The organism is Lentzea waywayandensis, from assembly GCF_900115955.1.
GTDB lineage: Bacteria > Actinomycetota > Actinomycetes > Mycobacteriales > Pseudonocardiaceae > Lentzea > Lentzea waywayandensis.
Genome location: NZ_FOYL01000004.1, coordinates 847,056 through 872,725, shown reverse-complemented (window position 1 = coordinate 872,725; position 25,670 = coordinate 847,056). Strand labels below are relative to the sequence as shown.

Genomic DNA, 25,670 nt, shown 5'->3' with positions numbered 1-25,670 from the left:
CATGTCGCTGCCGCGACGGTCGGGACGTAGGCTGAGCGCCATGCGCGAGGCCTACCACGACCAGCTTGAACAGCTCGCCGACCAGCTGGCCGACATGACCGGCATGGTCGCCGAGGCGATGCAGAACGCGACCACGGCACTGCTGCAGGCCGACCTCGGCCTGGCCGAGCAGGTCATCAGCGGCGACCAGAAGGTCGACGACGTCCGCTCCAGCATCGAGGAGCAGTCGTACGCACTGCTCGCACTGCAGGCACCGGTCGCGACCGACCTGCGCACCGTGCTCGCGGTGATCCACGCCGCCGAAAGCGTTGAGCGCATGGGCGATCTGGCGCTGCACGTGGCCAAGGCCGCGCGCCGCCGGCACCCCGCGTCGGCGCTGCCGGAGGACGTGCAGCCGTACTTCGCCGAGATGGGCCGGATCGCGGTCAAGCTCGCGAACGAGGCCGCGTCGATCATCCGCGAGAAGGACGTCGACCGCGCGCGCAGCCTCGAGGACGAGGACGACGCGATGGACGACATCCACCGCCACCTGTTCTCCGTGATCATGGACAAGGAGTGGCAGCACGGCGTCCCCGCGGCGGTCGACGTGACGCTGCTGGGCCGCTTCTACGAGCGCTACGGCGACCACGCCGTTTCGGTCGCCAAGCGCACGGTCTTCGTCGTCACCGGCCGGATGCCCGGCTACGGCGACGACGAGAACCTCTAGTCCCTCTTAGCGAAACTGCCCATCGCGCTCTGCCACCAGCTCCGGATCGGCGTAGGCCTCGGAGAACTCGGCGAGCACGGTGGGCAGTTCTTCGTCCCACACCGCCCGTGCCTCGTCGCGCGGCAGATCCCGTGCGTCCACGGTGAAGTAGGCCCACGCCCGCACGATCTCCGGCAGCAGAGCCAGATCCTCGTCGCTCACGTGCAACCTGGCCGCGACGTTCAGGATCAGCACCGCGGTGAGCGACGCGGGCCCGTAGACGACGGGGTCGCGGTTCTGTTCCACCGCGGCGGAAACGACGATCCGTGCGAACGCCCGCGCGGCCTCGACGTCCGCGATCCCGTGCTCTGAAGCCAGGAACGCGCCGACGACCTCGTCCGTCCTTTCCGGACTGACGGCGGGGATCACGTACTCCTTGGGCACCAAGGCACTCACGCGAGCGTCGGCGAGGGCGATGAGCTGCACCGGGTGCCGCACGTCCTCCTCGCCCATCAGGCCCTCCTCGGCCTCCTCGTCCGGGCCGTCCTCCCAGAACTGCTCGACGTCCGGCCACACGCGGTCGTAGACGTCGCCGGCGCTCAACGGCGTGATCTCGTCGCGGAACGCCTCGGGCGTGGAGGCGATCATGTCCTCCAGCAACGCCACGGTGCCCTCGTCCGGCGTCGCGAACAGCTCGATCGCGGTGGCCCCGAGCACCGGCTGGCGCATGAACAGGACGGTTTCGCCGACACCCGCGCGTTCCTGGGTGATCGCGATGACCTCCACGTCCCCCAACAGGTTCGTGACGAGGAAGGCGTCGCGGAAGTCGGGAACGGTGCCGGCGACGTACCAGGACGGCTCGGCGACACCGCGTGCCGCAACGGTTTCCGCGGCGGCGAACGCGGCGGCCCTGTTCTCCTCCGAGCCCACGCCGGTCAGCGCGCGCAACGCGGTGAGCGCCGCGGGGTCGTTCATCTTCTGCAGCGCCTCGACCAACGGGTCGGTGCCGGAGCCGGCGAGCCAGAGCGTCGCGTAGAGCTCGCTCGCCCAGGCGTCCGCGAGCAACCAGGACTCCGAACGCAACGCGGCCGCCGACTCGAGCAACGCCCCGTACGGGGACTGCTGCTCGGGCCTGCGGCCGGGTGCCTTGCCTTGCTTCTTCTTGCGGGGCTTGCTTTGCGGGCTCACGCCAGCAAGATAGTCCAACCCTCGGATTTAGCCGAACCGGCCGGAGATGTAGTCCTCGGTCGCCTTCTGGCTGGGGTTGGAGAAGATCTTCTCCGTGTCGTCCACCTCGATCAGCTGTCCGGGCTGACCGACACCCAGCAGGTTGAAGAACGCGGTCTGGTCGGACACGCGCGCGGCCTGCTGCATGTTGTGAGTCACGATGACGATCGTGTACTCCTTCTTCAGCTCCGTGATCAGGTCCTCGATCGCCAGCGTGGAGATCGGGTCCAGGGCCGAGCAGGGCTCGTCCATGAGCAGCACGTCGGGCTGCACCGCGATGGCACGCGCGATGCACAGACGCTGCTGCTGACCACCGGAGAGGCCGCCGCCGGGCTTGTCGAGGCGGTCCTTGACCTCGTTCCAGAGGTTGGCGCCGCGCAGCGAGCGCTCCGCCACCTCGTCGAGCTTCTTCTTGTCCTTCATGCCCGAGAGCCGCAGGCCGGCCACCACGTTGTCGCGAATGGACATCGTGGGGAACGGGTTCGGCCGCTGGAACACCATGCCGATGGTGCGGCGCACCTCGACCGGGTCCACAGTGGACGTGTAGATGTCCTCGCCGTCGAGCAGCACCTTGCCTTCGACGCGCGCGCCGGGGGCGACCTCGTGCATGCGGTTGAGCGACCGCAGCACGGTCGACTTGCCGCAACCGGAGGGGCCGATGAACGCGGTCACGTTCTTCGGCGGCACCGCGAGCGAGACGTTCTCGACGGCGTGGAACTTGCCGTAGAAGAGGTTCAGGTCCTTGATGTCGAGTCGCTTGGCCATGTCCGCCCGCTCACTTCGTCTTCGGCGCCAGCGCCCGCGAGATCACGGTCGCCAGGAGGTTGAACAGGGTGATGAGGACGACGAGCGTGATCGCCGCTCCCCAGATGCGGTCGAAGCCCGCCGCCGTCGGGTTGTTGCGCTCGTTCACCATCATCAACGGCAGCGAGGCCATGGGGCCGTCGAACAGGTTGTAGTTGATGAACGGGGCGTACGCCGCGAGCACCAGCACCGGAGCGGTCTCACCCATGACGCGGGCGAGCGCCAGCATGATGCCGGTCAGGATGCCGGACAGCGCGGTCGGGATGACGATCTTGACGATCGTCTTCCACTTCGGGATGCCCAGCGCGTAGGAGGCCTCGCGCAGCTCGTCCGGGACGATCTTGAGCATTTCCTCGGTGGTGCGCACGATGACCGGCACCATCAGCAGCACCAGCGCGAGCGACACGGCGAACGCGCTGCGGCCGAGACCGAAGGTCGTGATCCAGACCGTGTAGACGAACAGCGCCGCGACGATCGACGGGACACCGGTCAGGATGTCGACCATGAACGTCGTGGCCTTCGAGAGCTTCGAACGGCCGCCGTACTCGACGAGGTAGATCGCGATCATGATGCCGATGGGCACGGAGATCACGGCGCAGACGAGGCCCTGGACCAGGGTGCCGTAGATCGCGTGGTACGCGCCGCCGCCCTGCTGACGGGCCAGCAGACCCGACATCGACTTCTGCCACCAGTCACCGTCGAGGATGACCGGGAAGCCGCGCTGGATCACGGTGTAGAGCACCCACACCAGCGGGATGATCGCGATCAGGAACGCGCCCCAGACCAGTCCGGTGGCGATGCCGTTCTTGATCCTGCGGGAGAGGCTGACCGCCTGGAACGTCGGCGGCGTCGCGAGGCGCTGAGGATCCGCGAGATTCGTGCTCACTCGTACTCCTTGTGGCCGGCGACGATCGAGCGCGCGATGGCGTTCACGACGAAGGTCAGCACGAACAGCACCAGACCGGCGGCGATGTAGGCACCGGCCGAGCGCGCGTCGTTGAACTCGGGCGCGGCCAGCGCGATCTTCGAGGCGAACGTCGAACCACCGTCGAAGAGCGACCAGCCGAACGAACTGGTGGCGGTGCTCAGGATGATCGCGACGGCGATGGTCTCACCGAGTGCACGCCCGAGGCCGAGCATCGAGGCGCTGACGTAACCGGCCTTGCCGAACGGCAGGACGGTCGTGCGCACGACCTCCCACTTGGTCGCGCCGAGCGCGATGGCGCCCTCGACGTGCATCGTGGGCGTGCGCTCGAAGACCTCACGGCTGACGGCCGTGATGATCGGCAGGATCATCACCGCGACGACGATGCCCGCGGTGAAGATGGTGCCGCCGAGCTGCACGTTCACGTTGCCCTTGGCGAAGATCGGGATCCAGCCGAGGTTCTCGATCACCCACTCGGAGAACGGGAAGAGCACCGGGCCGAGGACGAACAGGCCCCAGAGGCCGAAGACGATCGACGGCACGGCCGCGAGCAGGTCGATGACGTAGGCGAACGGCCGGGCGAGGTTGCGCGGCGCGTACTGGGTGAGGAACAGCGCGATGCCCAGCGCGATCGGCATGGCGATCAGCAGGGCCACCAGCGCGACCACGACCGTGACGAGCGTCAGGTCGAGGATGCCGAACCGCAGGTTCGTCGGGTCGGTGGTGTTCCACTCACGGCTGGTCAGGAAGTTGACGTTGTCCAGCCCGAGCGACGGGATGGCCTGCAGGATCAGGAACAGGCCGATCGCGCCGATGAGGACGACGATGAAGACACCGGACCCCGTCGCCAGGCCACGGAAGATGCGGTCGCCAGGCCGGACGTGAGGTGCCTTGGTCGTTACTGGAGCTTCCGGTGTCGGGGGAATCGGAGCCTCCGAGGCGGTGGGAGCAGCCGCAACGCCCCGCTCGGCTCCGGCTGCACCGGAGCCGGCGGGGCGCTTGGCCACGACGGGATCATTCATCGCGTCAGCGTTTGTCGAAGTCTCGCATCAACCTCAGGCGATCGCCTTCACGGCGGTCAGGAGCTTGTCCTGGAACGCCTTGGGCAGCGGCACGTAACCGGCGTCGGCGAGCTGCGCCTGACCGGTGGTGGCGGCAACCGTGAGGAACGCCTTGACGGCCTTCGCGGTGTCGGCGTCGTAGCCCTTCGAGCACACGATCTCGTAGGTCGCGAGCAGCAGCGGGTACGCACCGGCGGCCTTGGAGCCGTAGATCGAGTCGAGGTCGAGGACCAGGTTGTTGCCCTCGCCCTTGATCTTCGCACCGTCGATGGCCTTGCCGGCCGACTCGGCGGTCAGCTCGACAGCGCCGGCACCAGAGTCGATCTTGGCGATCGAGAGCTTGTTGTCCTGCGCGAACGACCACTCGACGTAGGTGATGGCACCGTCGATGGAGCCGACGGCCTGCGCGACACCGGCGGACTTCTCCTTGCCCTCGCCGACACCACCCTTGAACTGCTTGCCGTCACCCTTGGTCCAGCCACCGGCGACCTTCAGGTACTTCTGGAAGTTGTCGGTCGTGCCGGACTCGTCCGAGCGGTAGATGACCGAGATGTCCTTGTCCGGCAGGGTCGCGGAGCCGTTCAGCGCCTTGATGGCCGGGTCGTTCCACTTCTTGACCGCACCGGAGAAGATCGCGGCGGTGGTCTTGGCGTCCAGCACGAGGTTGTCCACACCGGAGACCTTGTAGCCGACGGCGACGGGGCCGAAGACCAGCGGCAGGTTCCAGGCCGGGTTGGTCTGGCAGCGCTTGGCGGCCGCCTCGGTCTCGGCGCCTTCCTTGAGCGCGGAGTCGGAGCCACCGAAGTCGACCTGGCCGGCGTTGAAGTTCTTCACGCCCGCACCGGAGCCGGAGGGGTTGTACGCGAGGTCCACACCGGGGCAGGCAGCCTGGTAGGCCTGCACGAACGCGTCGACCGCGTTCTTCTGCGCGGAGGAGCCCTCAGCGTTGAGCTTGGTCTTGCCGCCACACTCGACCGGGACGGAGGCAGCGTTCGACGAAGTGTTCGTGCCACCCGTCGGCGCGTTGTTGTCGCTACCACACGCACCGAGCAGCAGCGCGCTGGCCGCGACGAGGCCGAGAACGGCACCGTGCCGCTGGATCTTCACCTTGGTCCTCCACCTTGCGGAAAGCATTAGCGGTTCGCGACGGACGCCGCCGCTCGCTACGGAAGGTAGGTAGCCAGAATGGACAGCCCACCTAGTCAGGGTGAACGGGAGGTGAACACCGAACGGGAAGTGACGGGTCACACGGCCAAAAGAGTGACCGCGTGACCAGCGCGTATGCGTTTTGTGACGGTACGTTGACTACCGGGCGTACTGGACGTCGGCGTCCCAAAGAGTGAATCCGAGCTTCGTGTAGACGCGGACCGCCGCGGTGTTGTCCGACTCGACGTAGAGCATGACTTCCTTGACGCCCTGTTCGCGCAGGTGACGCAGGCCGGCCAGGGTCAGCACCTTGCCCAGGCCACCGCCCTGACGGTCCGGGTCGACGCCCACGACGTAGACCTCGCCCAGGTCGGGCGTGTGCACCTTGGTCCAGTGGAAGCCCGCCAGCTTCTCGTCCGCGTCGAACGCGAGCAGGAAGCCCTCGGGGTCGAACCAGTCCTCTTCTTCCTTCGCGCGGACGTCCTCGATCGACATCGCGCCCTGCTCCGGGTGCCAGTCGAACGCGCGGTGGTTCACGTAGACGACCGCGGCCTCGTCCCTGCCCGGCACGAACGGCCGGATGGTGATCCCCTCGGGCACCGACGGCTCCGGAAGGTCGTTCTCGACGCGCAGCCGCATCCGCAGAAGCTCGCGCACCTTGCGGAAGCCGAGCTTCTCGGCGAGCTTCTCGGCGTCCGGGTGGCCGCCGTGCGCCCAGATCCGCAGCGACTCCTGCGGGAGCGCTTTCACCAGCGCCTCGCCGACGCCCTGATGGCGGTACTTCGGGTGCACGGCGAGTTCGGCGACCTTGTTACCGCCGGAGTCACCGATCAGGTCGACGTGCGCGTACCCGGCCAGCTCGCCGTTCAGACGCGCGAGGAGGTGCCTGCTGCCGGTCGCGCCTGGGCGCATCCGCAGTCGCACGGCCTCGCCGACCGGGGCCACGCCGTCGGTGCCCTGGGCAGCCTCCAGCACCCCGGTCACCTCGGCGGCCTGGTCGGCCGTCAGCTCCTCGAACCAGCTCAGTTGCGCCACACAGGCGAACCTACCGCGCGATCAAACGCTCATCCAGGACGTGGGCGGAGTCGTCGATCTCCACCTCGGCCAGGTCGGGGCGGCGGGACGATCCGGGACGCGGCGGGCGGACGAACTTGTAGCCCACGTTGCGGACCGTGCCGATGAGAGCCTCGTGCTCGGGGCCGAGCTTGGCGCGCAGCCGTCGCACGTGGACGTCGACCGTGCGCGTGCCACCGAAGAAGTCGTAGCCCCAGACCTCCTGCAGCAGCTGGGCGCGGGTGAAGACCCGGCCCGCGTGCTGCGCGAGGTACTTGAGCAGCTCGAACTCCTTGTAGGTGAGGTCGAGCGGGCGGCCCTTGAGGCGCGCGGTGTAGGTGGCCTCGTCGATCACGAGGTCGCCGAGCTGGATCGCGCCGTCGCCACCGGGCTGGGTCGTGCCGCGGCGCGAGCGGACCAGCCGCAGGCGTGCGTCGACCTCGGCGGGACCGGAGTTCGGCAGCAGGATCTCGTCGACCGACCAGTCGGAGTTGACCGCGACCAGTCCTCCCTCGGTGACCACGGCCACCACGGGTACGTCCACACCGGACGAGTCCAGCAGCCGGCACAGCGAACGCGCGCCGACCAGGTCCGTGCGAGCGTCGATCAGCACGATGTCGTGCGGTCCGGCTTCGAGAAGCGCGGAGACCTCGGGACGCAAGGGGCGTACGGCGTGGGGAAGCAGAGCCAGCGCCGGAAGCACGGCCTCCGGGTCCGGGTCTGTCGTCAGCAGAAGCACGTCGATGCTCATCGCGGCGCCCTCCAAATCGGCCGTGGTCGGTCACCTGGACCAGACCAGCGGCGTACGGTGACCGGGCCCCGTTGCCTGCGGATGACGGAGACAATACCGGTGCACCCCGAGAAAGTCCCAGGTCAAGAAGCCGTGCTCACACTTGTTTCCACAAGCGTCATGCCTGTTACATCCATGTCACATGACGGAGTGCGTCTGCACGGCGTCCACTACAAGAGTGAAAGCGACCTCGCTTTCGTTGTGGGACACGGGTTCACGAACAACGTGCGGCGGCCGTACGTCTCCCGAGTACTTGCCCGAATGGCCAGGAAAGCCGGTGTCGTCGCGTTCGACTTCCGCGGCCACGGACGTTCGGAAGGCCGTTCCACGGTCGGCGCGGACGAGATCCACGACATCGAGGCGGCCGTTCTGAAGGCCCGCGAGCTCGGTTACTCGAAGATCGCCACGGTCGGGTTCTCGATGGGTGCCTCGATCGTCCTGCGGCACGCGGTGCTGGGGGAGTCCAGGCCGGACGCCGTGGTCTCCGTCAGCGGACCGGCCCGGTGGTGGTCACGAGAGACCGCTCCCATGCGCCGGGTGCACTGGTTGCTGGAGCAGCCGCACGGCAAGCTCGCGGCACGGGCGCTCGGGGTTCGGCTCGGCGGCAGCTGGGTACAAGCGCCGGAGAGTCCGCTGGAGGTGGTCGGACGGATCACGCCCACCCCACTGCTGATCGTGCACGGTGACCTGGACCACTATTTCTCCGTGGACCACGCCAGGTCGCTGCACCGCGCGTCCTCAGGACATGCCGAGTTGTGGATCGAGCCCGGCATGCGGCACGCCGAATCGGCCGCGACTCCAGACCTGGTAGACCGGATGGCGGCATGGATCGTCGCCAAGATCGAGGACGAGGAATGACTGCAGGCTATTCCGGGCAGAACCCGGCGCGCGCCAAGCCGAAGAAGAAGTCGCGGCGCGGGAAGTTCCTCGTCATCGCGGTGATCGTGCTGGGCGTGCTGCTCGTGGCGGCCGACTTCGCGCTGGCGGCGGCTGGCGAGTACCAGATCGCCCAGCGGATGAGGGAGAAGCTCCAGCTCAACGAGGACCCGTCGGTGCGCATCAACGGGTTCCCGTTCATCCTGCAGGCGATCCGCGGTGACTACACGCACGTCCGGATCGACGCGTACGGCGTGCCGATCAAGGACGAGCAGCAGGGCGTCGACCTGCGCGACCTCGACGTCGGCGCCGACCTGCGGCACACCCGCGTCGAGCTGGCCGACCTGCTCGCGGGCAACGTCTCCAAGGCGACCATCGACACCGTCGAGGGCAGCGTCCGGATCAAGGCGCCGGACCTGAACCGCCTCGCGAACCAGGTGACGCCGTTCGACAAGCTCTCGATCGAGCCGGACAACCGCGCCGCCACCCAGACGCCGGTCGACCCCAAGGTGCCCAAGACGACCGCCGCGATCAAGCTCTCCGGCCAGACCAACGTCGCCGGCAAGGTCATCACGCTCACCGCGTACGGCCAGATCGCGCTGGTCAGCGGTGCCATCCAGATCAACATCGATGACATCGAGCTGGACGACGCCTCGCTCAAGCAGATCATCCCGCAGCTGCGCCAGGCGCTCGCGATCAAGATCGACCCCGGCACGCTGCCGTTCAACGCCACGCCCACCGCCGTCGAGGTGGAGAGCGGTTCGTTCAAGCTCAGCGGCCAGATCGCGGATGTACCGTTGGTCCAACGATGACTGGTGTGTGGGCGCTGCTGGGCGCGCTGGCCGTGGCCGGCGCGATCGGTGTGCTGCTCAAGGTCCGCGAGGGCCGCATCTCTCGTCGTGCAGCTTCAGCCGACCTGCCCGCCCCCGTGCGCGACCTGCTCGCGCCGGGGGTGACGCTGGTCCAGCTCTCCACCACGTTCTGCGCGCCGTGCCGGCACGCGAAGGTGATCCTGCGCGACCTCGCCGACCGCACGGACGGCCTCACGCACGCCGAGCTCGACGTCACGAACCTCCCGGACGTCGCCACCAAACTCGGCGTCATGCGCACCCCGACGACGCTCGCCCTCACGGCCGACGGAACCGAGGTTCTGCGAGTCGGCGGAGTGCCGAAACGCGACTCGTTGATCGAGGCCCTGCGCCCGCATTTGCCCTAATCCGGTCGGGTGAACCTGCGTTGTTCCACCAGATGGACATACCTCCCGCACCGAGGGATTGAGGGCTACCCTCGCTGGCATGACCTTGCTGCTCACGAAGCGACGCGCGGTTGACCTGTGCCGCACGCGCAGCAGCCTGTGTCGCACGACGAGCTGAACTGGGCTGCTTGACGCCCATCAGCTACCTCTGCCGGACTGAATCCCCTCGTCCGTTTGCCCGGAGGTCGTCGTGCCCAAAGACCGCCCTGTTGACCCGCGCGGACCGCGCTTCTCCGCCTGGATGACCACGGTCATCCTCGCGATCGTGTTGCTCACCGGCTGGTGGCGTCTCCTCGCCGCCCAGACGGTGCTCTTCGCGATGTGCGCGTTCATCTCGCTGAAGTTGAACCCGTGGGGTCACGTCTACCGCTACGCGATCCAGCCTCGCCTGACCCCGACCACCGAACGCGAGGAAGCCGCCCCGCTGCGGTTCGCGCAAGGAGTCGGCTTCATCTTCGCTCTGATCGGCACCCTCGGTTACGCCACGGGCCTCACCACGCTCGGCATGGTGGCAACCGGCTTCGCACTGGTGGCAGCACTGCTCAACGCGGCGCTGGGCCTGTGCCTCGGGTGCGAGATGTACCTGGTGCTGCGCCGGTACGCACCCGCCCTCGCACGTCCGCAATAACGACAAGCACACGCACTAAAACACAGGAGCAACTTCCCATGAGCCGTGAGAACGTGCTGGTCTCGGCCGCCTGGTCCGAGGAAAACCTCCAGGCGCCCGGCGTCGTGTTCGCGGAGGTCGACGAGGACACCACCGCGTACGACGGCGGACACATCCCCGGTGCCGTGAAGATCGACTGGAAGAACGACCTCCAGGACCCGGTCCGCCGCGACTTCGTGGACCGCGAGGGCTTCGAGAAGCTGCTCTCGGCCAAGGGCATCTCCAACGACGACACCGTCGTCCTCTACGGCGGCAACAACAACTGGTTCGCGGCCTACGCGTACTGGTACTTCAAGCTCTACGGCCACACCAACGTCAAGCTCCTCGACGGCGGCCGCAAGAAGTGGGAACTCGACGGCCGCCCCCTGGACAAGGAGGAGGTCACCCGCGACGCGACGACCTACTCCGCCCAGGAGCAGGACCTCTCGATCCGCGCCTTCCGCGACGAGGTCGTCGACTCGATCGGCAACAAGAACCTCGTCGACGTGCGCTCCCCCGACGAGTTCTCCGGCAAGCTCCTCGCCCCGGCCCACCTCCCGCAGGAGCAGGCCCAGCGCGGCGGCCACATCCCGTCCGCGGTGAACGTCCCGTGGTCCAAGGCGGCCAACGAGGACGGCACGTTCAAGTCCGACGAGGAGCTCCGCGAGCTCTACGCCGAGGCAGGCTTCGACGGCAGCCGCAAGACCATCGCGTACTGCCGCATCGGCGAGCGCTCCTCGCACACCTGGTTCGCCCTGCGCGAACTGCTCGGCCACGAAGACGTCAAGAACTACGACGGTTCTTGGACGGAGTACGGCTCGCTGATCGGCGTGCCGATCGAGCTCGGTTCCGGCAAGGAGGCCTGATCATCATGACCAACGGCTGCGGCGCCCCTGCTCAGGGCGGCACGATCGACGCTTCGACGACGGAAACCGTCCTGGAGGGCAAAGTCCTCTCCGAGGGCACCCCGGTAGGCGGCGCGTTCGTCCGCCTGCTCGACTCGACCGGCGAGTTCACCGCCGAGGTGGTCACCTCCCCGGAGGGCGACTTCCGCTTCTTCGCGGCACCGGGCAGCTGGACCGTCCGAGCCCTGCACCGCACCGGCAACGGCCAGGCGGCCGTGTCGGCCTCCGGTCCGGGCGTGCACGCGGTGGAGATCGCGGTCGCGTAGGCAGGCAAGACCTGGTTGGAAAGACGAGGGCCCCGGCGGTGCACACCGCCGGGGCCTTCCACGTCTCGGACAGCGGGCGGAGGCAGCGGACGGGGCGGGCTAGACGGACGAAGGGTGAGGGCGGACAGCCCGAGCGCGTAATCACGGCAAGCGCCTGATCATCCGCGAAGCCGAAGGCGAGCCGTCCTTACCGTGCGGTCCGGGTGGGGTGGTTTCGTCACGAGTCGTGCCATAGCTCTTGCTGCATCAGGGAAGGGGTGTCAAGCGGGCACGCTTTTCGCCCGCTTGACACCCCTTCCCTGATGTGGCCCGCTCTTGGTACGGCTCGTGACGAAGCCACCCCACCAACGCGCCCCACTAAGCAACGCGCCTCCGCCCAACGCACCAGGCGTGCCATCAACCCGCGTATGGCGTAGGCCCCGGTTTTGGATCAGATTGGCGGGGTCTGGGGCGGAGCCCCAGGAAGCAGCGCAAGGTCACGCCCGCAAGGTGACCACCTACGGACGACGCAACAGGCACCCGCCAACGAACCAGGGGGACGACCTACGCAACGAACGCGCACCCTCGAGGCCGAAGGCGAGGCCCCCGGTGTCCTCCACCACCACAACCCTGCACGTCCCGACCAGGGAGATATCCTCTCCACCGTGGAACACATCTTCACCGGACTCCTGGTGCTAGTGACGATCGCCGTAATGTGGTTCGCCGGCTACGTCGTCTACCGCCTCTACTCCGACCAGCGATGACCAGCGGCGACGAGGCCATCCGCCTGGCCGAGGAACGAGCGGCGGCCACGAAGCAGCGCAACCTCCCCCAGTTCACCGACATGCCGATCCCGGCGGACACGGCGAACCTGAGAGAGGGCGCTGACCTGAACGACGCTCTCCTGGGCGTCCTCCCGCTGGTGGGCGTGTGGCGAGGCGAGGGCGAGATCGTCTACCCGACGATCGACGGCCCGTTCCGCTTCGGCCAGCAGATCACCTTCGCCCACGACGGCCGTCCGTTCCTCGTCTACGAGGCGCGGTCGTGGCTGCTCAACGAGGCAGGCGAGGTCATCCGCCCGGCGGCCAGGGAGCAGGGTTTCTGGCGCCCGAAGGAAGACGACACGATCGAGCTCCTGCTGACGCACAACACGGGCATCGTGGAGCTGTACTACGGCCAGGTGCGCACGCAGACTTCCTGGGAGTTCGAGACGGACGCGATCATCCGCTCCGCCACGGCCAAGGAGGTCAAGGGCGCGCAGCGGCTGTACGGCGTGGTGAACGGCGACCTCGCGTACGTCGAGGAGCGCGCCATGATGGGCCAGGAGATGCAGCCGCACGCGTCGGCGCACCTCAAGCGCATCGTCGGCTGACTGGATCGTTGAACGATCCAACGCGAGGATCGTTGAACGATCCGTCAGGAGCATCGCAGGATCGTTGAACGATCCGGCCGGATCGTTGGATTGTCGGATTGTCGACTCGTCGGGTTGCTGCATCGTCGGGTTGCTGCATCGTCGGGTTGCTGCATCGTCGGATCGTTGAACAATCCGACCACCAGCCTGCTGGATCGCAGGATTGTTGAACGATTCGCGTGTCGGATTGTTCAACAATCCCACGATTCCCCGTAGCATGGACGCATGCTTCTGCGGCGCTGCGGAACCGACGCGCTCCTGGTCGAGGTCGACTCACTGAGCGAGGTCGCGGCCGTCCGCGCCGCCCTCGCACGACTCGACGGCATCGAGGAGCTCGTCCCGGCCGCCCGGACGGTGCTGGTCAAGGGCGCACTGAACCAGGTCAGGGACGCGCTGAAGACCATCGACCTGACCAAGGCTCCCGCGACCCACCCGCGCGAGATCACCATCCCCGTCAGCTACGACGGCCCGGACCTGAGCCTCGTCGCCGAGACAGCCGGCATCACCCCGGACGAGGTGATCAAACTCCACACCGAGGCCACCTACGAGGTCGCGTTCTGCGGCTTCGCACCGGGCTTCGCCTACCTCACCGGCCTCCCGCAGAACCTCCAGCAGCCCAGGCTCGACTCGCCGCGGACGAAGGTCCCGCAGGGCTCGGTCGGCATCGCGGGCGAGTTCACCGCCGCCTACCCCAGGCCGACACCGGGCGGCTGGCGGCTGATCGGCCGCACCGGGATCACGCTGTTCGACGCCAAGGCCGAGACCCCCGCACTGTTGCAGCCGGGCGACCAGGTCAGGTTCGTGGTCGCGTGAACCACACGAACCGCAGCGTCACGATCATCAGAACCGGCCCGCAGGCACTGGTCCAGGACCTCGGCCGGCCGGGCAACGCACACCTCGGCGTACCTCCGTCCGGCGCGCTGGACCAGGACTCGCTCAAGCTCGCCAACCGCCTCGTCGGCAACGCCGAGGAAGCGGCCGGGCTGGAACTCCTGCTCGGCGGCCTCGCGCTCAAGGCCGACACGAGCTGCACGATCGCCGTCACCGGGCCGTCAACTGAACTCAAGGTCGACGGCAGGCTTGCCGACTCCCACCAGCCGATCCACCTCAGCCCCGGCCAACTTCTGGAGATCGGCACCCCGCAGACCGGCCTGCGCAGCTATCTCGCCATCTCCGGTGGCATCGCGGTACCGGAGGAACTCGGCAGCCGCTCCACCGACCTGCTCTCCGGAATCGGTCCAGATCCGTTGCGGGACAACGACGTCCTGCATCTTGGGGCGCCGAACCTGCCCAATGGCGCAGATGTCGTGCCGCCGATCCGCGCGCTGCAAACGTTGGTCATCCCGATCCGGCTCGGGCCGCGCGACGACTGGTTCGAGCAGGCGGAAACCCAGCTGCGGCAAGGGTCCTGGACGGTGTCGGACCGCAGCAACCGGGTGGGCGCGCGACTTCAGGGCACGGCACTGAATCGTCGTGACGGGGAGATTCCCAGCGAGGGAATGATCACCGGCGCGGTTCAGGTGCCGCCGGACGGGCAGCCCGTGGTCTTCCTCAACGACCATCCGACGACCGGCGGCTACCCCGTCATCGGTGTGGTGGACAACGATTACCTGCGGTTTCTCGGGCAGGCTCGGCCCGGCACGAAGGTCAGGTTCCGCCCGATCGACTGAGGATCACGCCGTTGACGGAAGTGGTCCAGACCAAATACCGTAACTCCCAGCCGCCGCGGAATCTCTACCAAACTGGAGTTCCGCATGCGCCGGATCCCTGCCCTCCTAGCAGTTCTGATAGCTGCGTTAGCTCTGGCGGTCCCTGCACAGGCCGCCACGGGCATCACCGCGACCTTCTCCCGCACCGGTACGACCGGCAAGTTCGTGGTCGCCAACGCGAGCACGACCGCGCTCAACGGCTGGTCGGTCAAGTTCGACCTGCCCGCCGGTGTCACGGCGAGCAGCCCCCAGAACGCGACGATCACCCAGAACGGCACGAGAGTCACGCTCACTCCTGCCTTCTACATCAACAACCTTCCCGCCGGACGCAACACCGAGCCCTACAGCCCGACGTTCACGCTGAGCGCCGCGGCCGACCCGACCACCTGCACGATCAACAACATGGCGTGCGACGGCAGCGGCACCGCGCCGCCGGCGCCGACCGGGCTGACCGCCGAGTACTCGGTGGCCGGTGGCGCGGCGAAGTTCGTCGTCCGCAACCACTCCACCGCCGCAGTCTCCGACTGGTCGATCTCCTTCACGCTGCCCAACGGCGTGACGGCGAGCAACGGCCAGAACGGCACGGTCGCCCAGAACGGCAACCAGGTCACGATCACCCCTGCGCACTACAACAAGACCGTCGCGGCTGGGGGTAGCACCGAGCCGTACAGCCCGACGTTCTCGATCAGCCAGAACGTCGAGCCGGTGACTTGCCGGATCAACAACGCGAACTGCGACGGCAGCGCGGACACTCCGCCGAGCACGCCAACGGGTCTCGCCGCACCGACGAAGACCACGCGCACGGTGACGTTGCAGTGGAACGCCTCCACGCCGGGTTCGCTGCCGATCGCCGGCTACGACGTCTACAACGGCTCGAACCTCGCCGGCAGCTCCACCACGACGTCCACGATCATCACCGGCCTGAACCCGAACACCGCGTACTCCTTCACGGTGCGGGCCAAGGACACCAAGGGAACGCAAAGCGCCCCCAGCGCCGCGCTGAGCGTCACCACCAACAACCCCGCCAACGACACCACGCCCCCGACCGCACCGGGCAACCTGCGTTCGACGGCGAAGGACGCGGGCAGCGTCACACTGGCGTGGAACGCCTCCACGGACAACAGCGGGATCGCGAACTACGACGTCTACGTGGGCTCGACCGTGAAACAGACGGTCTCCGGCACCACAGCGGTCGTCAGCGGCCTCTCGCCGTCCACCAACTACACCTTCACCGTCAAAGCACGGGACCTCTACGACAACGTGTCCGCGGCGAGCAACGCGCTGAACGAGCGCACTGGTGACATCGTCGGCGGATATGCCCGTGTCGGGTACTTCGTGCAGTGGGGCATCTACGGGCGCCAGTACTTCGTGAAGGACATGGACGCCGCGAAGATGACGCACGTCAACTACGCGTTCGGCAACATCGACCCGGTCAACCTGACGTGTCTGCACGGCGTCACGAAGGGCACGAGCCCGAACCCGCAGGACCCGAACCAGGGTGACGGCGCGGGCGACGCGGAAGCGGACTACAGCAGGCCGATGAGCGCGGCGCAGTCCGTCGACGGCGTCGCGGACAGCGGCTGGGAACCGTTGCGCGGCAACTACAACCAGCTCAAGAAGCTCAAGGCCCGCTACCCCAACCTCAAGGTCCTGATCTCGCTCGGTGGTTGGACGTACTCCAAGTACTTCTCCGACGTGGCGGCGACGGACGCGGCGCGCAAGAAGTTCGTGTCGTCGTGCATCGACGTCTACCTCAAGGGAAACCTGCCTGTGTACAACGGCGCCGGCGGCCCCGGCACCGCGGCGGGCATCTTCGACGGCTTCGACCTCGACTGGGAGTGGCCGGGTGCGGAAGGCCACGCGGGCAACCACTTCGGCCCGCAGGACAAGGTCAACAACACCCTGTTGATCGAGGAGTTCCGCCGGCAGATGGACGCGTACAGCACCACCACGGGCAAGCGCTACCAGCTCACGGCGTTCACTCCGGCCGACCCCGGCAAGATCGCGGCGGGCTGGGAGCTCGGGCGGGTCGCGCAGTCGATGGACATCTTCAACGTCCAGGGCTACGACTTCCACGGCTCCGGCAGCGACAACTCGTGGGAGCCGAACCGGACCGGCCACCAGGGCAACCTCTACCCGGACCCGGACGACCCCTACACGACGAAGTTCAGCGTGGAGAGCACGGTTCAGGCCTACCTCGACGCCGGAGTGCCGTCCCGCAAGATCACGCTCGGGCTCGCGTTCTACGGCCGCGGCTGGCAGAACGTGGCCAACGGCGGCAAGAACGGGGAGTGGCAGACCGCGGGTGGTGCGGCGCCGGGGCAGTTCCCGGAGGAGTCGGGCACGCGCGGGTACGCCAACCTCGTCGCGTCCGTGCCGAACTGCACCGTCTACCACGACGAAGTCGCCGTGGCGACGTCCTGCTACACCGGCAACCAGTGGTGGACCTTCGACGACGCCTGGTCGATCCAGAAGAAGACCGCGTGGCTCAAGTCGAAGAACCTGCTGGGCGCGATGTTCTGGGAGATGTCGGGCGACCGCGGCCCGTTGATGGCCGCGGTCGACGCCGGACTCAGGTAACTCGGGTAACTCGGGTAACTCGGGTAACTCGGGTAACTCGGGTAACTCAGGTAAGGATCAGTACTCGGACTCGTACAGGCCCTGCAGCTCGGTCAGCAGGGCCGCCGAGTCGGGCAGCTGCTTGCCGTCCAGCACGTTCACCCGCGTGATCTTGCGGACGCTGGACGCGAGGAACACGCCCTCGGCGTCGTAGAGCTCGCCGGTCTGGATCGGCTCCACGAGCACGGTCCAGCCGGCGCGCTCGGCGGCGCGGAACAGCGCGTACTGGGTGGTGCCGGGCAGGATGCCGAGCTTGGACGGCGGCGTGACCAGGGTCTTGCCGCGCACCAGGATCAGCGTCGAGGTCGGGCCTTCGAGCACCGAACCGTCCGACGTGGTGAAGACGACCTCCGCGGCACCGCGGCGCTCGGCCTCGCGCAGGGCGGCCATGTTGATCGCGTACGACAGGGACTTCGCGCCCAGCAGCAGCCACGGCGCGCGGTCGGCGAGGTTCGCGTCGATGCCGCGGTCCAGGGTCACCGCGGACAGGCCCTCGGCGCGCTGCTTGAGCACCTTCGCGCCGATCTCCATGCCGAGCGCGAAACCGGTGGGCGTGCCGTCACCGCCCTCGACGCCGCGGGTGTAGACGAGCTTGAGGGCGAACTCCTTGCCACCGGCCCAGTTGCCGATGACGAGCTCGACCGCGCGCTCGAACTCCGCACGGGGAGGCGGCTGCATGTCGAGCATGGCCGCGGACCGGTCGAGCCGGTCGAGATGGGGCGTGAGTTCGCGGGGTTTCCCGTCGACCACGAGGATCGTTTCGAACACACCGTCACCGCGCATGAGTCCGAGGTCCTCGACGCGGATCTGCGGCGAGTCGGGGTCAGCGAGGGTTCCGTCGAGCAGTGCCAGCACGCGCATGGAACGAGCCTACTAACATCACTGATGTGGAGACCGCAAGAGGGCTGCGCAAAACCCTGCACGACCGCGGCATGAGGATGACGCCGCAGCGTCAGCTCGTGCTGGACGCGGTCAGGTCGCTCGAACACGCGACGCCGGAGCAGATCTGTCAGCGCGTCCAGGAGACGGCGCCGACGGTCAACATCACGACGATCTACCGCACGCTCGACCTGCTCGACCGGCTCGGGCTCGTGCGGCACACGCACCTGGGCCATGGGGCGCCGAGCTACTCGGTCGACGACCACCAGCACGTTCACCTGGTGTGCCACGTCTGCGGCTCGATCCAGGAAATCCCGTGTGAGCTTCTCGACCCCCTGGTCGGAACATTGCGGGAGCGCGACGGGTTCGAACTTGATGCAAGCCATCTCGCGCTGTCCGGCACTTGCCGCGACTGTTTGACGCAGGAGCAGGAGACCGAGTGACCCTCCCCGGAGCCGTCCCGCCGCCCGACGATTCCACCGACGCGGGCGTTGCCTGGCACTACGGCGACCCGTTCGCCGAGCAACGCTCCGCCGCCCGTTCCGCGGTCGTCTTCGACCGCTCGAACCGCGGTGTGATCGCGATCCCGGGCGAGGACCGGCTCACGTGGCTGCACCAGCTGACGAGCCAGCACTTCGAGCACCTGGGCGAGGGCGCGGCCACCGAGGCGCTGATCCTCGACGCCCAGGGCCGCCTGGAGCACCACATGGTCGTCGCGAACGTCGGCGGCACGGTGTTCCTCGACGTCGAGAAGGTCGACGACCTGCTGGCGTACCTGAAGAAGATGGTGTTCTGGTCCAAGGTGGAGCCGCGTGACGCCACCGAGGAGTTCGCGCTGCTGACGCTCGTCGGCCCGGACACGCCCGCGCTGCTGGAGAAGCTCGGCATCCCGGTGCCGTCGGACGTGGACGCGCTCGGCGAGGGTTTCGTGCGCAGGACGTCGTGGCCCGGTCAGAACGCGGTCGACCTGCTGGTCCCGCGCTCCGAGCGGGCGGACTGGTGGCAGCGCATCACGGACGCGGGCGCGCGCCCGGCCGGCAGCTACGCGTTCGAGGCGCTGCGGGTCGAGTCGCTGCGGGCCCGTCAGGGCATCGACACCGACGAGCGCACGATCCCGCACGAGGTCGGCCTGATCGACCCGGCCGTGCACCTGAGCAAGGGGTGCTACCGCGGCCAGGAGACGGTCGCGAAGGTCCACAACGTGGGACGCCCGCCCAGGCGAATGCTCCTACTCCACCTGGATGGTTCTGCCGACGCCCAGCCGGAGACCGGTGACCCGGTGACGCTGGACGGGCGCGTGGTCGGCCGGGTGGGCACCGTGACCCTTCACCACGAACTCGGCGCGATCGCGTTGGCGCTGGTCAAGCGTTCTGTACCGGTCGAGGCCGAGCTCATCGCCGGTGCCCCCGAACGGGAGGTTCCGGCACGAATCGACCCCGACTCGGTGCCCGCGGACACGCCCGGTCTGGGCCGGGAAGCCGTTCGCAACCTGCGGGGATGACCCCCTAGAGTCGCGCCTATGTCCCTGGGCACGCTGATCACTGTCGCTCCAACAGGAGCGGAGCACGCGAAAGCCGACGTCCCGCAGCTTCCGGTGACCCTGGAAGAGCTGGTCTCGACGGCGCAGAGCTGCGAGCAGGTCGGCGCGGCGATGATCCACGTCCACATCCGTGGCGAGGACGCGAAGCCGTCGCTGGACCTCGGCCGGTTGAAGGCCACCGTCGAGGCGCTGCGCTCTGAAACCAGCCTCGTCGTGCAGCTCTCCACCGGCGGGTCGGTGCACGACCCCGAGGCGGACCGGCTGCGCGTGCTGGAGGCGATGCCGGACTCGGCGTCCTGCACGATGGGCACCGTCAACTTCGGTGACGACGTGTTCATGAACCGCTGGGAGTTCATCGTCTCCCTGCACAAGGGCATGCAGGAGCGCTCGATCGTCCCGGAGTACGAGATCTTCGACATCGGGCAGCTCGCGTCGTTGAAGCGCCTGCTCGACCAGCACGGCCTGCCCGCGGGCGGCCACGTGCACGTCGACTTCGTGATGGGCGTGCCCGGCGGCATGCCCGGTGACGCGGCGACGCTGGTCGCCGCGGTCAACGCTCTGCCGGACGGGGCAACGTTCTCCGCCACCGGGATCGGCCGGACCACCCTGCCCGTGATGTTCACCGCTTTGGGTGCGGGTGGCCACCTCCGAGTGGGTATGGAGGACACCATCAGCTACTCGCGGGGGGTGCCGGTGCGGGACAACGCACAGCTCGTGGCACGTGCCGCAGGTCTCTCCAAGATCGCCCAGCGACCCGCTTTGACACCTGATGAGGCGCGAAAGCTGCTGGGCGTGCACATTTGAGACAAGTTTGGTGCATGGGATGTGTTGGCGGGTGAGGAGGATCTACCGCAGGATGGACACGTGATCGAGGTGCGTCCTGGCGGGCGCCGCCGAATCGACCGGGTGCTCGCCCCCGACTACACGGAGGGCGTCGAGCAGCGCCCGCTCGTCGAGGTGCGCGAACTCCGCGACGAGGCCGCGCAGGAAGAGACAGATCTGTCCTACCTGCGGCGGCTGTTGCACGCGCGCATCGACATCGTGCGTGCGGAGCAGGAACGCCGCAGCTCCGGTGGCTCGGCCGTGGTCGAGCAGCTGGCCACCATCCTCTCCACGAACGCCGTGGGTCCCGCGACCGGTCTGGGTCGCTATCAGACCCATGAGCCGTCACGTGCTGATGCGCATCAACGGCACGTCGAGGCGCTCATCTCCGACGTGGACCTCTCCGACGTGAGCTCGTTGGCCGACGATCGCCTCGGCGACGTGCTGGAGACGCTCATCTCGGAAGAGGCGTCCGTGTCGGTGCGCCGGCGCGAGGTTCAGGTGGTCGTGGACCGGCTCAACGCCGAGATCGCTGCGCGCTACCAGCGCGGGAGTGCATCGGTGGACGAGCTGCTGGCTGCCGAGCGCGGGCATCACCGTCCCAAGAGGTAAGAAGAGCTTTCCACTTTCTGAGCAGCCGACCTAGCGTGCCCCCATGGGGTACCGCTGGGTCGTGCTGTCTGTGGGGGCGTTGGCTCAGGGCACGAACGCGGCCGTGTTCCTCGGACTGCCCGCGATCAGCCCACAACTCCAGCAGCACTTCTCGCTGGCGCTGCCCCAGATCGGGCTGCTTCTCGGCGCGGTCAACCTCGGCACGATGATCGCCCTCGTGCCGTGGGGAGTCGTCGCGGACCGACGCGGCGAACGCCTCGTGATGACCATCGGTGGCGTGGGCGCCGCCGCGTGTCTGCTCTCCGTGGCGCTGGGCAACGCCTGGATCGCCGGTCTCGCGCTGCTCGGCGCCGGGCTGTTCGGGGCCAGCGTCAACGCGGCCAGCGGCCGGGCGGTGATGTCGTGGTTCAGCCGGGAGTCCCGCGGCCTCGCCATGGGCGTCCGGCAGACGGCGACCCCGCTCGGCGCGGCCCTCACCGCGGCCGTCCTGCCGGGAATCGCGATCTCGGCCGGCATCCCCACGGCGTTCGTCGTGCTCGCCGGCGTAACGGCGTTCGTCGCGCTGGCGGTGGCTCTGCTGGTCAGGGAACCGCCTGGCGCGATCCGGGCGAGCACGGAGCACGGGCTGGTGCTCAAAGATCCGAAGCTGCTGCGGCTGTCGCTGGCCAGCGGACTGCTGGTCGTGCCCCAGTTCACCGCCACGGCCCTGCTGGTCCCGCTGCTGCACGGGCACCGCGGCATGAGCGTGACGGCGGCCGCGGCCATCTTCGCCGTCGCCCAGCTGCTCGGCGGAGCCGGACGGCTGGCGGTCGGCGTGTGGTCGGACCGGGTGCGCAGCCGGATCGGGCCACTGAAGATCGTCTCTGTGCTCACCGCTTGCGGGTTCGTGCTGGTCGCGGCGCTGGACCAGGCGCCGTTGCCGCTGCTGATCGCGGTCCTCGTGCCGACCAGCCTGTTCGCGCTGTGCTGGAACGGCCTGGCGGTCACCGAGGCCGGCGAGCTCGCTCCGGAAGGCCGCAGCGCCACCGCGATCGCCATGCAGAACTCGGCGAACTACCTGAGCGCGGCGGTGACACCGTTCGTGGCGAGCTTTGTCGCGGTGCACGTGGCGTGGCCTGCGGCGATGCTGCTGGCGGCCGTGGCGGCACTCGCAAGCGTCGCCGTATTGCGCGGCCAGCGCTCCCTCCGTGGCGTACGCCATTCATGAACTGGTTACTCGTGAACTAACACTGCGTGCTGATTCAGCCGTGGCGTTCTCTGCGGGCCAGCTCGCCCCAGAACTCGCGCAGCGTCTCGTAGCGCAACGCGACCTCCTCGGCGTCCTCCGCTTCGAGGGCGTCCACGATCGCGTTCACGTCGGCCGCGGAGGTGTCCTCCAGCAGGTCCTTGTCCTCCAGCAGCTGCACCAGGCCGCCGTAGTCGAGCTCGACGGCCGAGTGCGGGTGGAAGTGCTCCAGCCAGCGGCCGGTGTCGGAGAGGATCTTGGCGGGCCCGTCCTCGCCCAGTGAGCCCTTCACGACCTTGAGCGCCCGCGCGACCCGTCGCCGGGCGTCGGCCATGGCCACGCGCCAAGACACCTGCCGTTCCGGGTCGTCCTGGGCGCTGGCCAGCACCACGCGGCGCTGGGCGGGGTCGACGAGGGCGAACCACGGCAGCGGGACCGTCCAGGTCGTGGAGATCACGTGGACCGCGCCCGCGGAGAGTTCGGCCATCACGGAGGACGCGCGCGCCCGGACCGTTTCCGGCGAGAGGCCGAGGGCCGCGTCCTGAAGGATCGGCGGCGCGGTGGCCAGGAAGCCCACCAGAGCGGCTGCGGACCTTGCCCTGAGATCAAGCGGGCAGACGAGTGGTCCCGGGCCGACACGGGCCGCTTCGGAGGTCGGAACCTCCGCCGGACTGATCGTCATCACGTCGAAGGACTCGCCCGGGAGGAGCTTTTGTCCCAACTGTGATCGCAACCACAGCTCCCGTTCCCGGTCACCTACCTCCGACCGGGGGACAGGGCCCGCTTCCAGGGCTTTTTCGACCTTGGCAGCTAGCGGTGCGTCCAATACCGATAACGGTTCGTACACCCGTAGGTAGGCGACGAACGGTCTGGGCACGTGTGCATCCTTCCACGCGAGGGGGGCCGCGAGATTTGGCGGTACGTGTCACGCCTACCGCGTCGCGAGGAACCCCATCGGCACGGTACGGTAGTTACCAGGAATCAGTTGTCGAGACGAGTGGGGCCGCCGTTCCCCCGGCCGCCCCCGTCCCTGTGCGAGGGGGTCGAGCCATGGGGCGCGGCCGAGCTAAGGCCAAGCAGACGAAGGTCGCCAGGGAGCTCAAATACAGCTCTCATGAGACCGACTTCGCTGCGTTGCAGCGCGAGCTGTCGACTGATGAAAGGTCGCCGAACGGGAGTAGTGGTGGCGATGAGCCACACGACGACCCGTACGACGACTACGACGACTACCGTCGCTGAATTCAGCCTTCGGAGTTCAAGGGTTGGGTTGCCGGTTCTCCGGCGCCCAGCCCTTGAACTCTGAGGGCTCTTTCAGAACGCCCTGGCGTACTGCTTCGGCGCGTGGATCTCCACACCCAGCTGCTGTGCCGCGTGCAGCGGCCAGTACGGGTCGCGGAGCAGTTCGCGTGCGAGCAGGACCAGGTCGGCGGAACCGTCCGTCAGAATCTGTTCGGCCTGCTTCGCTTCGGTGATCAGGCCGACCGTACCCGTGGGCACGTCTGCCTTGCGTCGCACCGCTTCGGCGAGCGGCACCTGGTAGCCGGGCCCGATCGGGATGTCCGCCTGCGCGGTGTTGCCGCCGCTGGACACGTCGATCAGGTCCGCACCCGCGGCCTTGAGCGCCGTTGCCAGCACAACGCTGTCGTCGGCGGTCCAGCCGTTGTCGACCCAGTCGGAGCCGCTGATCCTCACGATCACCGGCACCTCTGGGCCGACCGCCGCACGCACCGCCGCCGTGACCTCGACGGCCGGGGCGATGCGTTCCTCGATGCTGCCCTCGTTCGTCAGCGGCGAGTAGAACTCGTGCAGCAGGTAGCCGTGGGCGGCGTGGATCTCCAGGACCTCGAAGCCGGCCTCGATCGCCCTGAGCGCGCCATCGACGAAGGCCTTCACGATCCCAGTGTGGTTGTCGAGCTTCTCCGGCGTGTTACCGCCGGGGAACGGCTCGGTGGTGGGCGCCACCGGCACCCAGTCACCGATCGCCTTGCGGCCGGCGTGAGCGAGCTGGATGCCGGGCACCGAGCCGTGCTCCTTGATGAACGCGGTGATCCGCTTCCAGGCCTCGACCTGCTCGTCGTTCCAGATGCCGACGTCCTGCGGCGAGATCCGGCCGCGCGGCTCGACGGCGGTGGCCTCGGCGATGACCAGCCCGGCGCCGCCGACGGCGCGGGAGCCCAGGTGGACGAGGTGCCACTCGGTCGGGACGCCGTCCTCCTTCGTCACCGAGTACTGGCACATCGGGCTGACCGCGATGCGGTTGGGCAGGGTGACCGAGCGCAGGGTCAGCGGGGAGAACAGCAAGCTCACGGGAAGCTCCCTTGGCACGTTTCGTAGGGCTACGAATCGTTCAAGGGAGCGTGCCTGGCGTGTTGTTCCCGGATGTGAGCCATCTCAGTCACTGAACAGCGACGCAGAGACACGGGCGGGCGTGAAGTCAGGCGGCCACAGCGTCCCGCGGTTGACGCGAGCCCCGGTCAGGACGGCCTTGTCCAGGTTGACGGCTCGCATGTCGGCGCCGCGCAGGTCCGCGTCCGTCAGGTCGGCGGCGCGGAGGTCGGCACCTTCGAGGCAGGCGACCCGCAGCGACGCCTCACGCAGGGAGGCCCCTCGCAGATCCGCGTCACGAAGATCCGTGGCGTCGAGGACGGAGCTGTCCAGGCACGTTCCGATCAATCGGGCGCCGGCGAGGTTCGACCGGCGGATCACCGCTCCCGCGAGCACCTGCTTGCCCAGGTCGGCGCCGCGCAGATCGACGTGGGACAGGTCGATCTGCGCGCCGGGCCGCCGGGTGAGGATCGCCAGAGCCGTCTCGACGTCCGACCCCTTGCCAGGGGCCGACGACGGGTCCGCGGCCGTCCAGGGAGATCGCTCGCGCAGGAAGTCCCCGAGGGTGTCGTCCACGAGCTGCCGACCCCTCGGCGAGTCCTTCGCGATCTCCTCCAGCGCGTGCAGCCCGCCGAGCCTGACCTCGGCCTGGTCACTGCCGAGGTGCTCGACGGCGCGGCGGTACCGGTCGACGACCTGGCCGTCCCTGACCTGATACCAGCCCAGCGCACCACCCGCGACGATCAGCACCCCGCCGAGGAGCAGCAGCGCCGCCGATCGTGGAGCGGTCTGCGGCACCACCAGGACGACGCCGAGTGCTACCAGGGCGAACGCGCCGAGCCTGAACATCCGCTTGCTCACGGAGAGTCATCCTCGTGACGGCACGCGCCCAGCGGTATCCGCTGTTGGA

Annotated in this window: 29 protein-coding genes; 18 read left to right on the top strand and 11 right to left on the bottom strand. The window is 68.2% G+C overall.

Translation table 11 applies throughout. The annotated features are described in order from the left end of the window. Positions 1–40: 40 nt before the first annotated feature. Positions 41–706, top strand: a complete 666-nt coding sequence (gene phoU, locus BM417_RS19950) for a phosphate signaling complex protein PhoU (protein WP_093595919.1) — start codon at positions 41–43, stop codon at positions 704–706. A gap of 6 nt (positions 707–712) precedes the next feature. Here the strand turns inward: phoU and BM417_RS19945 are convergent, their stop codons facing one another. The 7 genes from BM417_RS19945 to BM417_RS19915 form a co-directional block, all read right to left on the bottom strand. After that, positions 713–1,873, bottom strand: a complete 1,161-nt coding sequence (locus BM417_RS19945) for a hypothetical protein (protein WP_093595916.1) — start codon at positions 1,871–1,873, stop codon at positions 713–715. A gap of 27 nt (positions 1,874–1,900) precedes the next feature. After that, the gene (pstB, locus tag BM417_RS19940) at positions 1,901–2,677 is read right to left on the bottom strand and encodes a phosphate ABC transporter ATP-binding protein PstB (RefSeq protein ID WP_093595913.1); all 777 of its coding nucleotides are present in this window, start codon (positions 2,675–2,677) and stop codon (positions 1,901–1,903) included. Between the two features lie 10 nt (positions 2,678–2,687). After that, on the bottom strand, positions 2,688–3,602 hold the full coding sequence (gene pstA, locus BM417_RS19935; RefSeq protein WP_093595910.1) for a phosphate ABC transporter permease PstA: 915 nt from the start codon (positions 3,600–3,602) through the stop codon (positions 2,688–2,690). Continuing rightward, a complete protein-coding gene (gene pstC / locus BM417_RS19930) occupies positions 3,599–4,663 on the bottom strand; it encodes a phosphate ABC transporter permease subunit PstC (RefSeq protein ID WP_093595907.1) in 1,065 nt (354 codons plus the stop codon). Before pstC ends, pstA begins: the two co-directional genes overlap by 4 nt. A gap of 33 nt (positions 4,664–4,696) precedes the next feature. Then, the gene (pstS, locus tag BM417_RS19925; RefSeq protein WP_218164509.1) at positions 4,697–5,809 is read right to left on the bottom strand and encodes a phosphate ABC transporter substrate-binding protein PstS; all 1,113 of its coding nucleotides are present in this window, start codon (positions 5,807–5,809) and stop codon (positions 4,697–4,699) included. A 198-nt stretch (positions 5,810–6,007) separates the two neighbouring features. Continuing rightward, positions 6,008–6,883: a mycothiol synthase gene (gene mshD, locus BM417_RS19920; RefSeq protein ID WP_093595901.1), complete on the bottom strand. Its 876-nt coding sequence runs from the start codon at positions 6,881–6,883 to the stop codon at positions 6,008–6,010. Positions 6,884–6,893: 10 nt separating this feature from the next. After that, a complete protein-coding gene (locus BM417_RS19915) occupies positions 6,894–7,652 on the bottom strand; it encodes a response regulator transcription factor (protein WP_218164508.1) in 759 nt (252 codons plus the stop codon). A 174-nt stretch (positions 7,653–7,826) separates the two neighbouring features. Between BM417_RS19915 and BM417_RS19910 the strand changes: the two genes are divergently transcribed. From BM417_RS19910 to BM417_RS19865, 11 genes are all read left to right on the top strand, one after another. Further along, complete coding sequence (locus BM417_RS19910; protein ID WP_245822011.1) at positions 7,827–8,549, top strand: alpha/beta hydrolase; 723 nt, start codon at positions 7,827–7,829, stop codon at positions 8,547–8,549. Further along, positions 8,546–9,379 (top strand): LmeA family phospholipid-binding protein, encoded by an 834-nt coding sequence (locus tag BM417_RS19905; RefSeq protein WP_093595895.1) that lies wholly within the window; start codon positions 8,546–8,548, stop codon positions 9,377–9,379. The genes BM417_RS19910 and BM417_RS19905 overlap by 4 nt, the downstream gene beginning before the upstream one ends. Further along, entirely contained in the window at positions 9,376–9,783 is a 408-nt protein-coding gene (locus BM417_RS19900; protein ID WP_093595892.1) for a thioredoxin family protein, read from the top strand. The genes BM417_RS19905 and BM417_RS19900 overlap by 4 nt, the downstream gene beginning before the upstream one ends. Positions 9,784–9,862: 79 nt before the next feature. After that, the gene (locus tag BM417_RS50305; protein ID WP_360045477.1) at positions 9,863–9,940 is read left to right on the top strand and encodes a putative leader peptide; all 78 of its coding nucleotides are present in this window, start codon (positions 9,863–9,865) and stop codon (positions 9,938–9,940) included. 72 nt (positions 9,941–10,012) lie between these two features. Next, positions 10,013–10,450, top strand: coding sequence for a DUF4395 domain-containing protein (locus BM417_RS19895; protein ID WP_093595889.1), 438 nt, complete (start codon positions 10,013–10,015; stop codon positions 10,448–10,450). Positions 10,451–10,488: 38 nt separating this feature from the next. Next, complete coding sequence (locus BM417_RS19890; RefSeq protein WP_093595886.1) at positions 10,489–11,334, top strand: sulfurtransferase; 846 nt, start codon at positions 10,489–10,491, stop codon at positions 11,332–11,334. A 5-nt stretch (positions 11,335–11,339) separates the two neighbouring features. Next, a complete protein-coding gene (locus BM417_RS19885; RefSeq protein ID WP_093595883.1) occupies positions 11,340–11,639 on the top strand; it encodes a DUF1416 domain-containing protein in 300 nt (99 codons plus the stop codon). Positions 11,640–12,378: 739 nt separating this feature from the next. Further along, on the top strand, positions 12,379–12,990 hold the full coding sequence (locus BM417_RS19880; protein ID WP_093595880.1) for an FABP family protein: 612 nt from the start codon (positions 12,379–12,381) through the stop codon (positions 12,988–12,990). Between the two features lie 264 nt (positions 12,991–13,254). Beyond that, complete coding sequence (gene pxpB / locus BM417_RS19875; RefSeq protein WP_093595877.1) at positions 13,255–13,842, top strand: 5-oxoprolinase subunit PxpB; 588 nt, start codon at positions 13,255–13,257, stop codon at positions 13,840–13,842. Positions 13,843–13,865: 23 nt separating this feature from the next. Beyond that, the gene (locus BM417_RS19870; protein WP_177320501.1) at positions 13,866–14,699 is read left to right on the top strand and encodes a 5-oxoprolinase subunit C family protein; all 834 of its coding nucleotides are present in this window, start codon (positions 13,866–13,868) and stop codon (positions 14,697–14,699) included. Between the two features lie 84 nt (positions 14,700–14,783). After that, positions 14,784–17,318, top strand: coding sequence for a glycosyl hydrolase family 18 protein (locus BM417_RS19865; RefSeq protein WP_093595871.1), 2,535 nt, complete (start codon positions 14,784–14,786; stop codon positions 17,316–17,318). A 57-nt stretch (positions 17,319–17,375) separates the two neighbouring features. Here BM417_RS19865 and BM417_RS19860 read toward each other — a convergent pair whose 3' ends face one another. Beyond that, a complete protein-coding gene (locus BM417_RS19860) occupies positions 17,376–18,218 on the bottom strand; it encodes an aminodeoxychorismate lyase (RefSeq protein WP_093595868.1) in 843 nt (280 codons plus the stop codon). 71 nt (positions 18,219–18,289) lie between these two features. Between BM417_RS19860 and BM417_RS19855 the strand changes: the two genes are divergently transcribed. From BM417_RS19855 to BM417_RS19835, 5 genes are read left to right on the top strand one after another with little or no spacing between them, the layout of a single operon-like run. After that, a complete protein-coding gene (locus BM417_RS19855) occupies positions 18,290–18,679 on the top strand; it encodes a Fur family transcriptional regulator (protein WP_177320500.1) in 390 nt (129 codons plus the stop codon). Then, on the top strand, positions 18,676–19,737 hold the full coding sequence (gene ygfZ, locus BM417_RS19850) for a CAF17-like 4Fe-4S cluster assembly/insertion protein YgfZ (protein ID WP_093595862.1): 1,062 nt from the start codon (positions 18,676–18,678) through the stop codon (positions 19,735–19,737). Before BM417_RS19855 ends, ygfZ begins: the two co-directional genes overlap by 4 nt. A gap of 18 nt (positions 19,738–19,755) precedes the next feature. Next, positions 19,756–20,580: a BKACE family enzyme gene (locus BM417_RS19845; RefSeq protein ID WP_093595859.1), complete on the top strand. Its 825-nt coding sequence runs from the start codon at positions 19,756–19,758 to the stop codon at positions 20,578–20,580. 60 nt (positions 20,581–20,640) lie between these two features. Further along, positions 20,641–21,210 carry an RsiG family protein gene (locus BM417_RS19840; RefSeq protein WP_093595856.1) on the top strand — a complete coding sequence of 190 codons (570 nt, stop codon included), beginning with the start codon at positions 20,641–20,643 and terminating at the stop codon, positions 21,208–21,210. 43 nt (positions 21,211–21,253) lie between these two features. Continuing rightward, complete coding sequence (locus BM417_RS19835) at positions 21,254–22,417, top strand: MFS transporter (protein ID WP_093595853.1); 1,164 nt, start codon at positions 21,254–21,256, stop codon at positions 22,415–22,417. A 34-nt stretch (positions 22,418–22,451) separates the two neighbouring features. Here BM417_RS19835 and BM417_RS19830 read toward each other — a convergent pair whose 3' ends face one another. Continuing rightward, complete coding sequence (locus tag BM417_RS19830; RefSeq protein ID WP_093595850.1) at positions 22,452–23,312, bottom strand: hypothetical protein; 861 nt, start codon at positions 23,310–23,312, stop codon at positions 22,452–22,454. A gap of 173 nt (positions 23,313–23,485) precedes the next feature. Here BM417_RS19830 and BM417_RS19825 point away from each other — a divergent pair, with 173 nt between their 5' ends. Then, the gene (locus BM417_RS19825) at positions 23,486–23,674 is read left to right on the top strand and encodes a DUF3073 domain-containing protein (RefSeq protein WP_030477845.1); all 189 of its coding nucleotides are present in this window, start codon (positions 23,486–23,488) and stop codon (positions 23,672–23,674) included. Positions 23,675–23,746: 72 nt separating this feature from the next. Here BM417_RS19825 and BM417_RS19820 read toward each other — a convergent pair whose 3' ends face one another. Together BM417_RS19820 and BM417_RS19815 are read right to left on the bottom strand one after the other, a co-directional pair. Beyond that, positions 23,747–24,742, bottom strand: coding sequence for an NADH:flavin oxidoreductase/NADH oxidase (locus BM417_RS19820; protein ID WP_093595847.1), 996 nt, complete (start codon positions 24,740–24,742; stop codon positions 23,747–23,749). An 84-nt stretch (positions 24,743–24,826) separates the two neighbouring features. Next, entirely contained in the window at positions 24,827–25,621 is a 795-nt protein-coding gene (locus BM417_RS19815) for a pentapeptide repeat-containing protein (protein ID WP_143138713.1), read from the bottom strand. Positions 25,622–25,670 lie beyond the last annotated feature (49 nt).

Excerpts from the sequence above, each read along its gene's own strand:
- pstC (WP_093595907.1), bottom strand. The coding sequence starts at position 4,663 with ATGAATGATCCCGTCGTGGCCAAGCGCCCCGCCGGCTCCGGTGCAGCC.
- BM417_RS19825 (WP_030477845.1), top strand. The coding sequence starts at position 23,486 with ATGGGGCGCGGCCGAGCTAAGGCCAAGCAGACGAAGGTCGCCAGGGAG.
- phoU (WP_093595919.1), top strand. The coding sequence starts at position 41 with ATGCGCGAGGCCTACCACGACCAGCTTGAACAGCTCGCCGACCAGCTG.
- BM417_RS19845 (WP_093595859.1), top strand. The coding sequence starts at position 19,756 with ATGTCCCTGGGCACGCTGATCACTGTCGCTCCAACAGGAGCGGAGCAC.
- pxpB (WP_093595877.1), top strand. The coding sequence starts at position 13,255 with ATGCTTCTGCGGCGCTGCGGAACCGACGCGCTCCTGGTCGAGGTCGAC.
- BM417_RS19835 (WP_093595853.1), top strand. The coding sequence starts at position 21,254 with ATGGGGTACCGCTGGGTCGTGCTGTCTGTGGGGGCGTTGGCTCAGGGC.
- BM417_RS50305 (WP_360045477.1), top strand. The coding sequence starts at position 9,863 with ATGACCTTGCTGCTCACGAAGCGACGCGCGGTTGACCTGTGCCGCACG.
- BM417_RS19900 (WP_093595892.1), top strand. The coding sequence starts at position 9,376 with ATGACTGGTGTGTGGGCGCTGCTGGGCGCGCTGGCCGTGGCCGGCGCG.
- BM417_RS19915 (WP_218164508.1), bottom strand. The coding sequence starts at position 7,652 with ATGAGCATCGACGTGCTTCTGCTGACGACAGACCCGGACCCGGAGGCC.
- BM417_RS19905 (WP_093595895.1), top strand. The coding sequence starts at position 8,546 with ATGACTGCAGGCTATTCCGGGCAGAACCCGGCGCGCGCCAAGCCGAAG.
- pstB (WP_093595913.1), bottom strand. The coding sequence starts at position 2,677 with ATGGCCAAGCGACTCGACATCAAGGACCTGAACCTCTTCTACGGCAAG.
- BM417_RS19865 (WP_093595871.1), top strand. The coding sequence starts at position 14,784 with ATGCGCCGGATCCCTGCCCTCCTAGCAGTTCTGATAGCTGCGTTAGCT.
- BM417_RS19885 (WP_093595883.1), top strand. The coding sequence starts at position 11,340 with ATGACCAACGGCTGCGGCGCCCCTGCTCAGGGCGGCACGATCGACGCT.
- BM417_RS19855 (WP_177320500.1), top strand. The coding sequence starts at position 18,290 with ATGAGGATGACGCCGCAGCGTCAGCTCGTGCTGGACGCGGTCAGGTCG.
- BM417_RS19860 (WP_093595868.1), bottom strand. The coding sequence starts at position 18,218 with ATGCGCGTGCTGGCACTGCTCGACGGAACCCTCGCTGACCCCGACTCG.
- BM417_RS19890 (WP_093595886.1), top strand. The coding sequence starts at position 10,489 with ATGAGCCGTGAGAACGTGCTGGTCTCGGCCGCCTGGTCCGAGGAAAAC.
- BM417_RS19880 (WP_093595880.1), top strand. The coding sequence starts at position 12,379 with ATGACCAGCGGCGACGAGGCCATCCGCCTGGCCGAGGAACGAGCGGCG.
- BM417_RS19910 (WP_245822011.1), top strand. The coding sequence starts at position 7,827 with ATGTCACATGACGGAGTGCGTCTGCACGGCGTCCACTACAAGAGTGAA.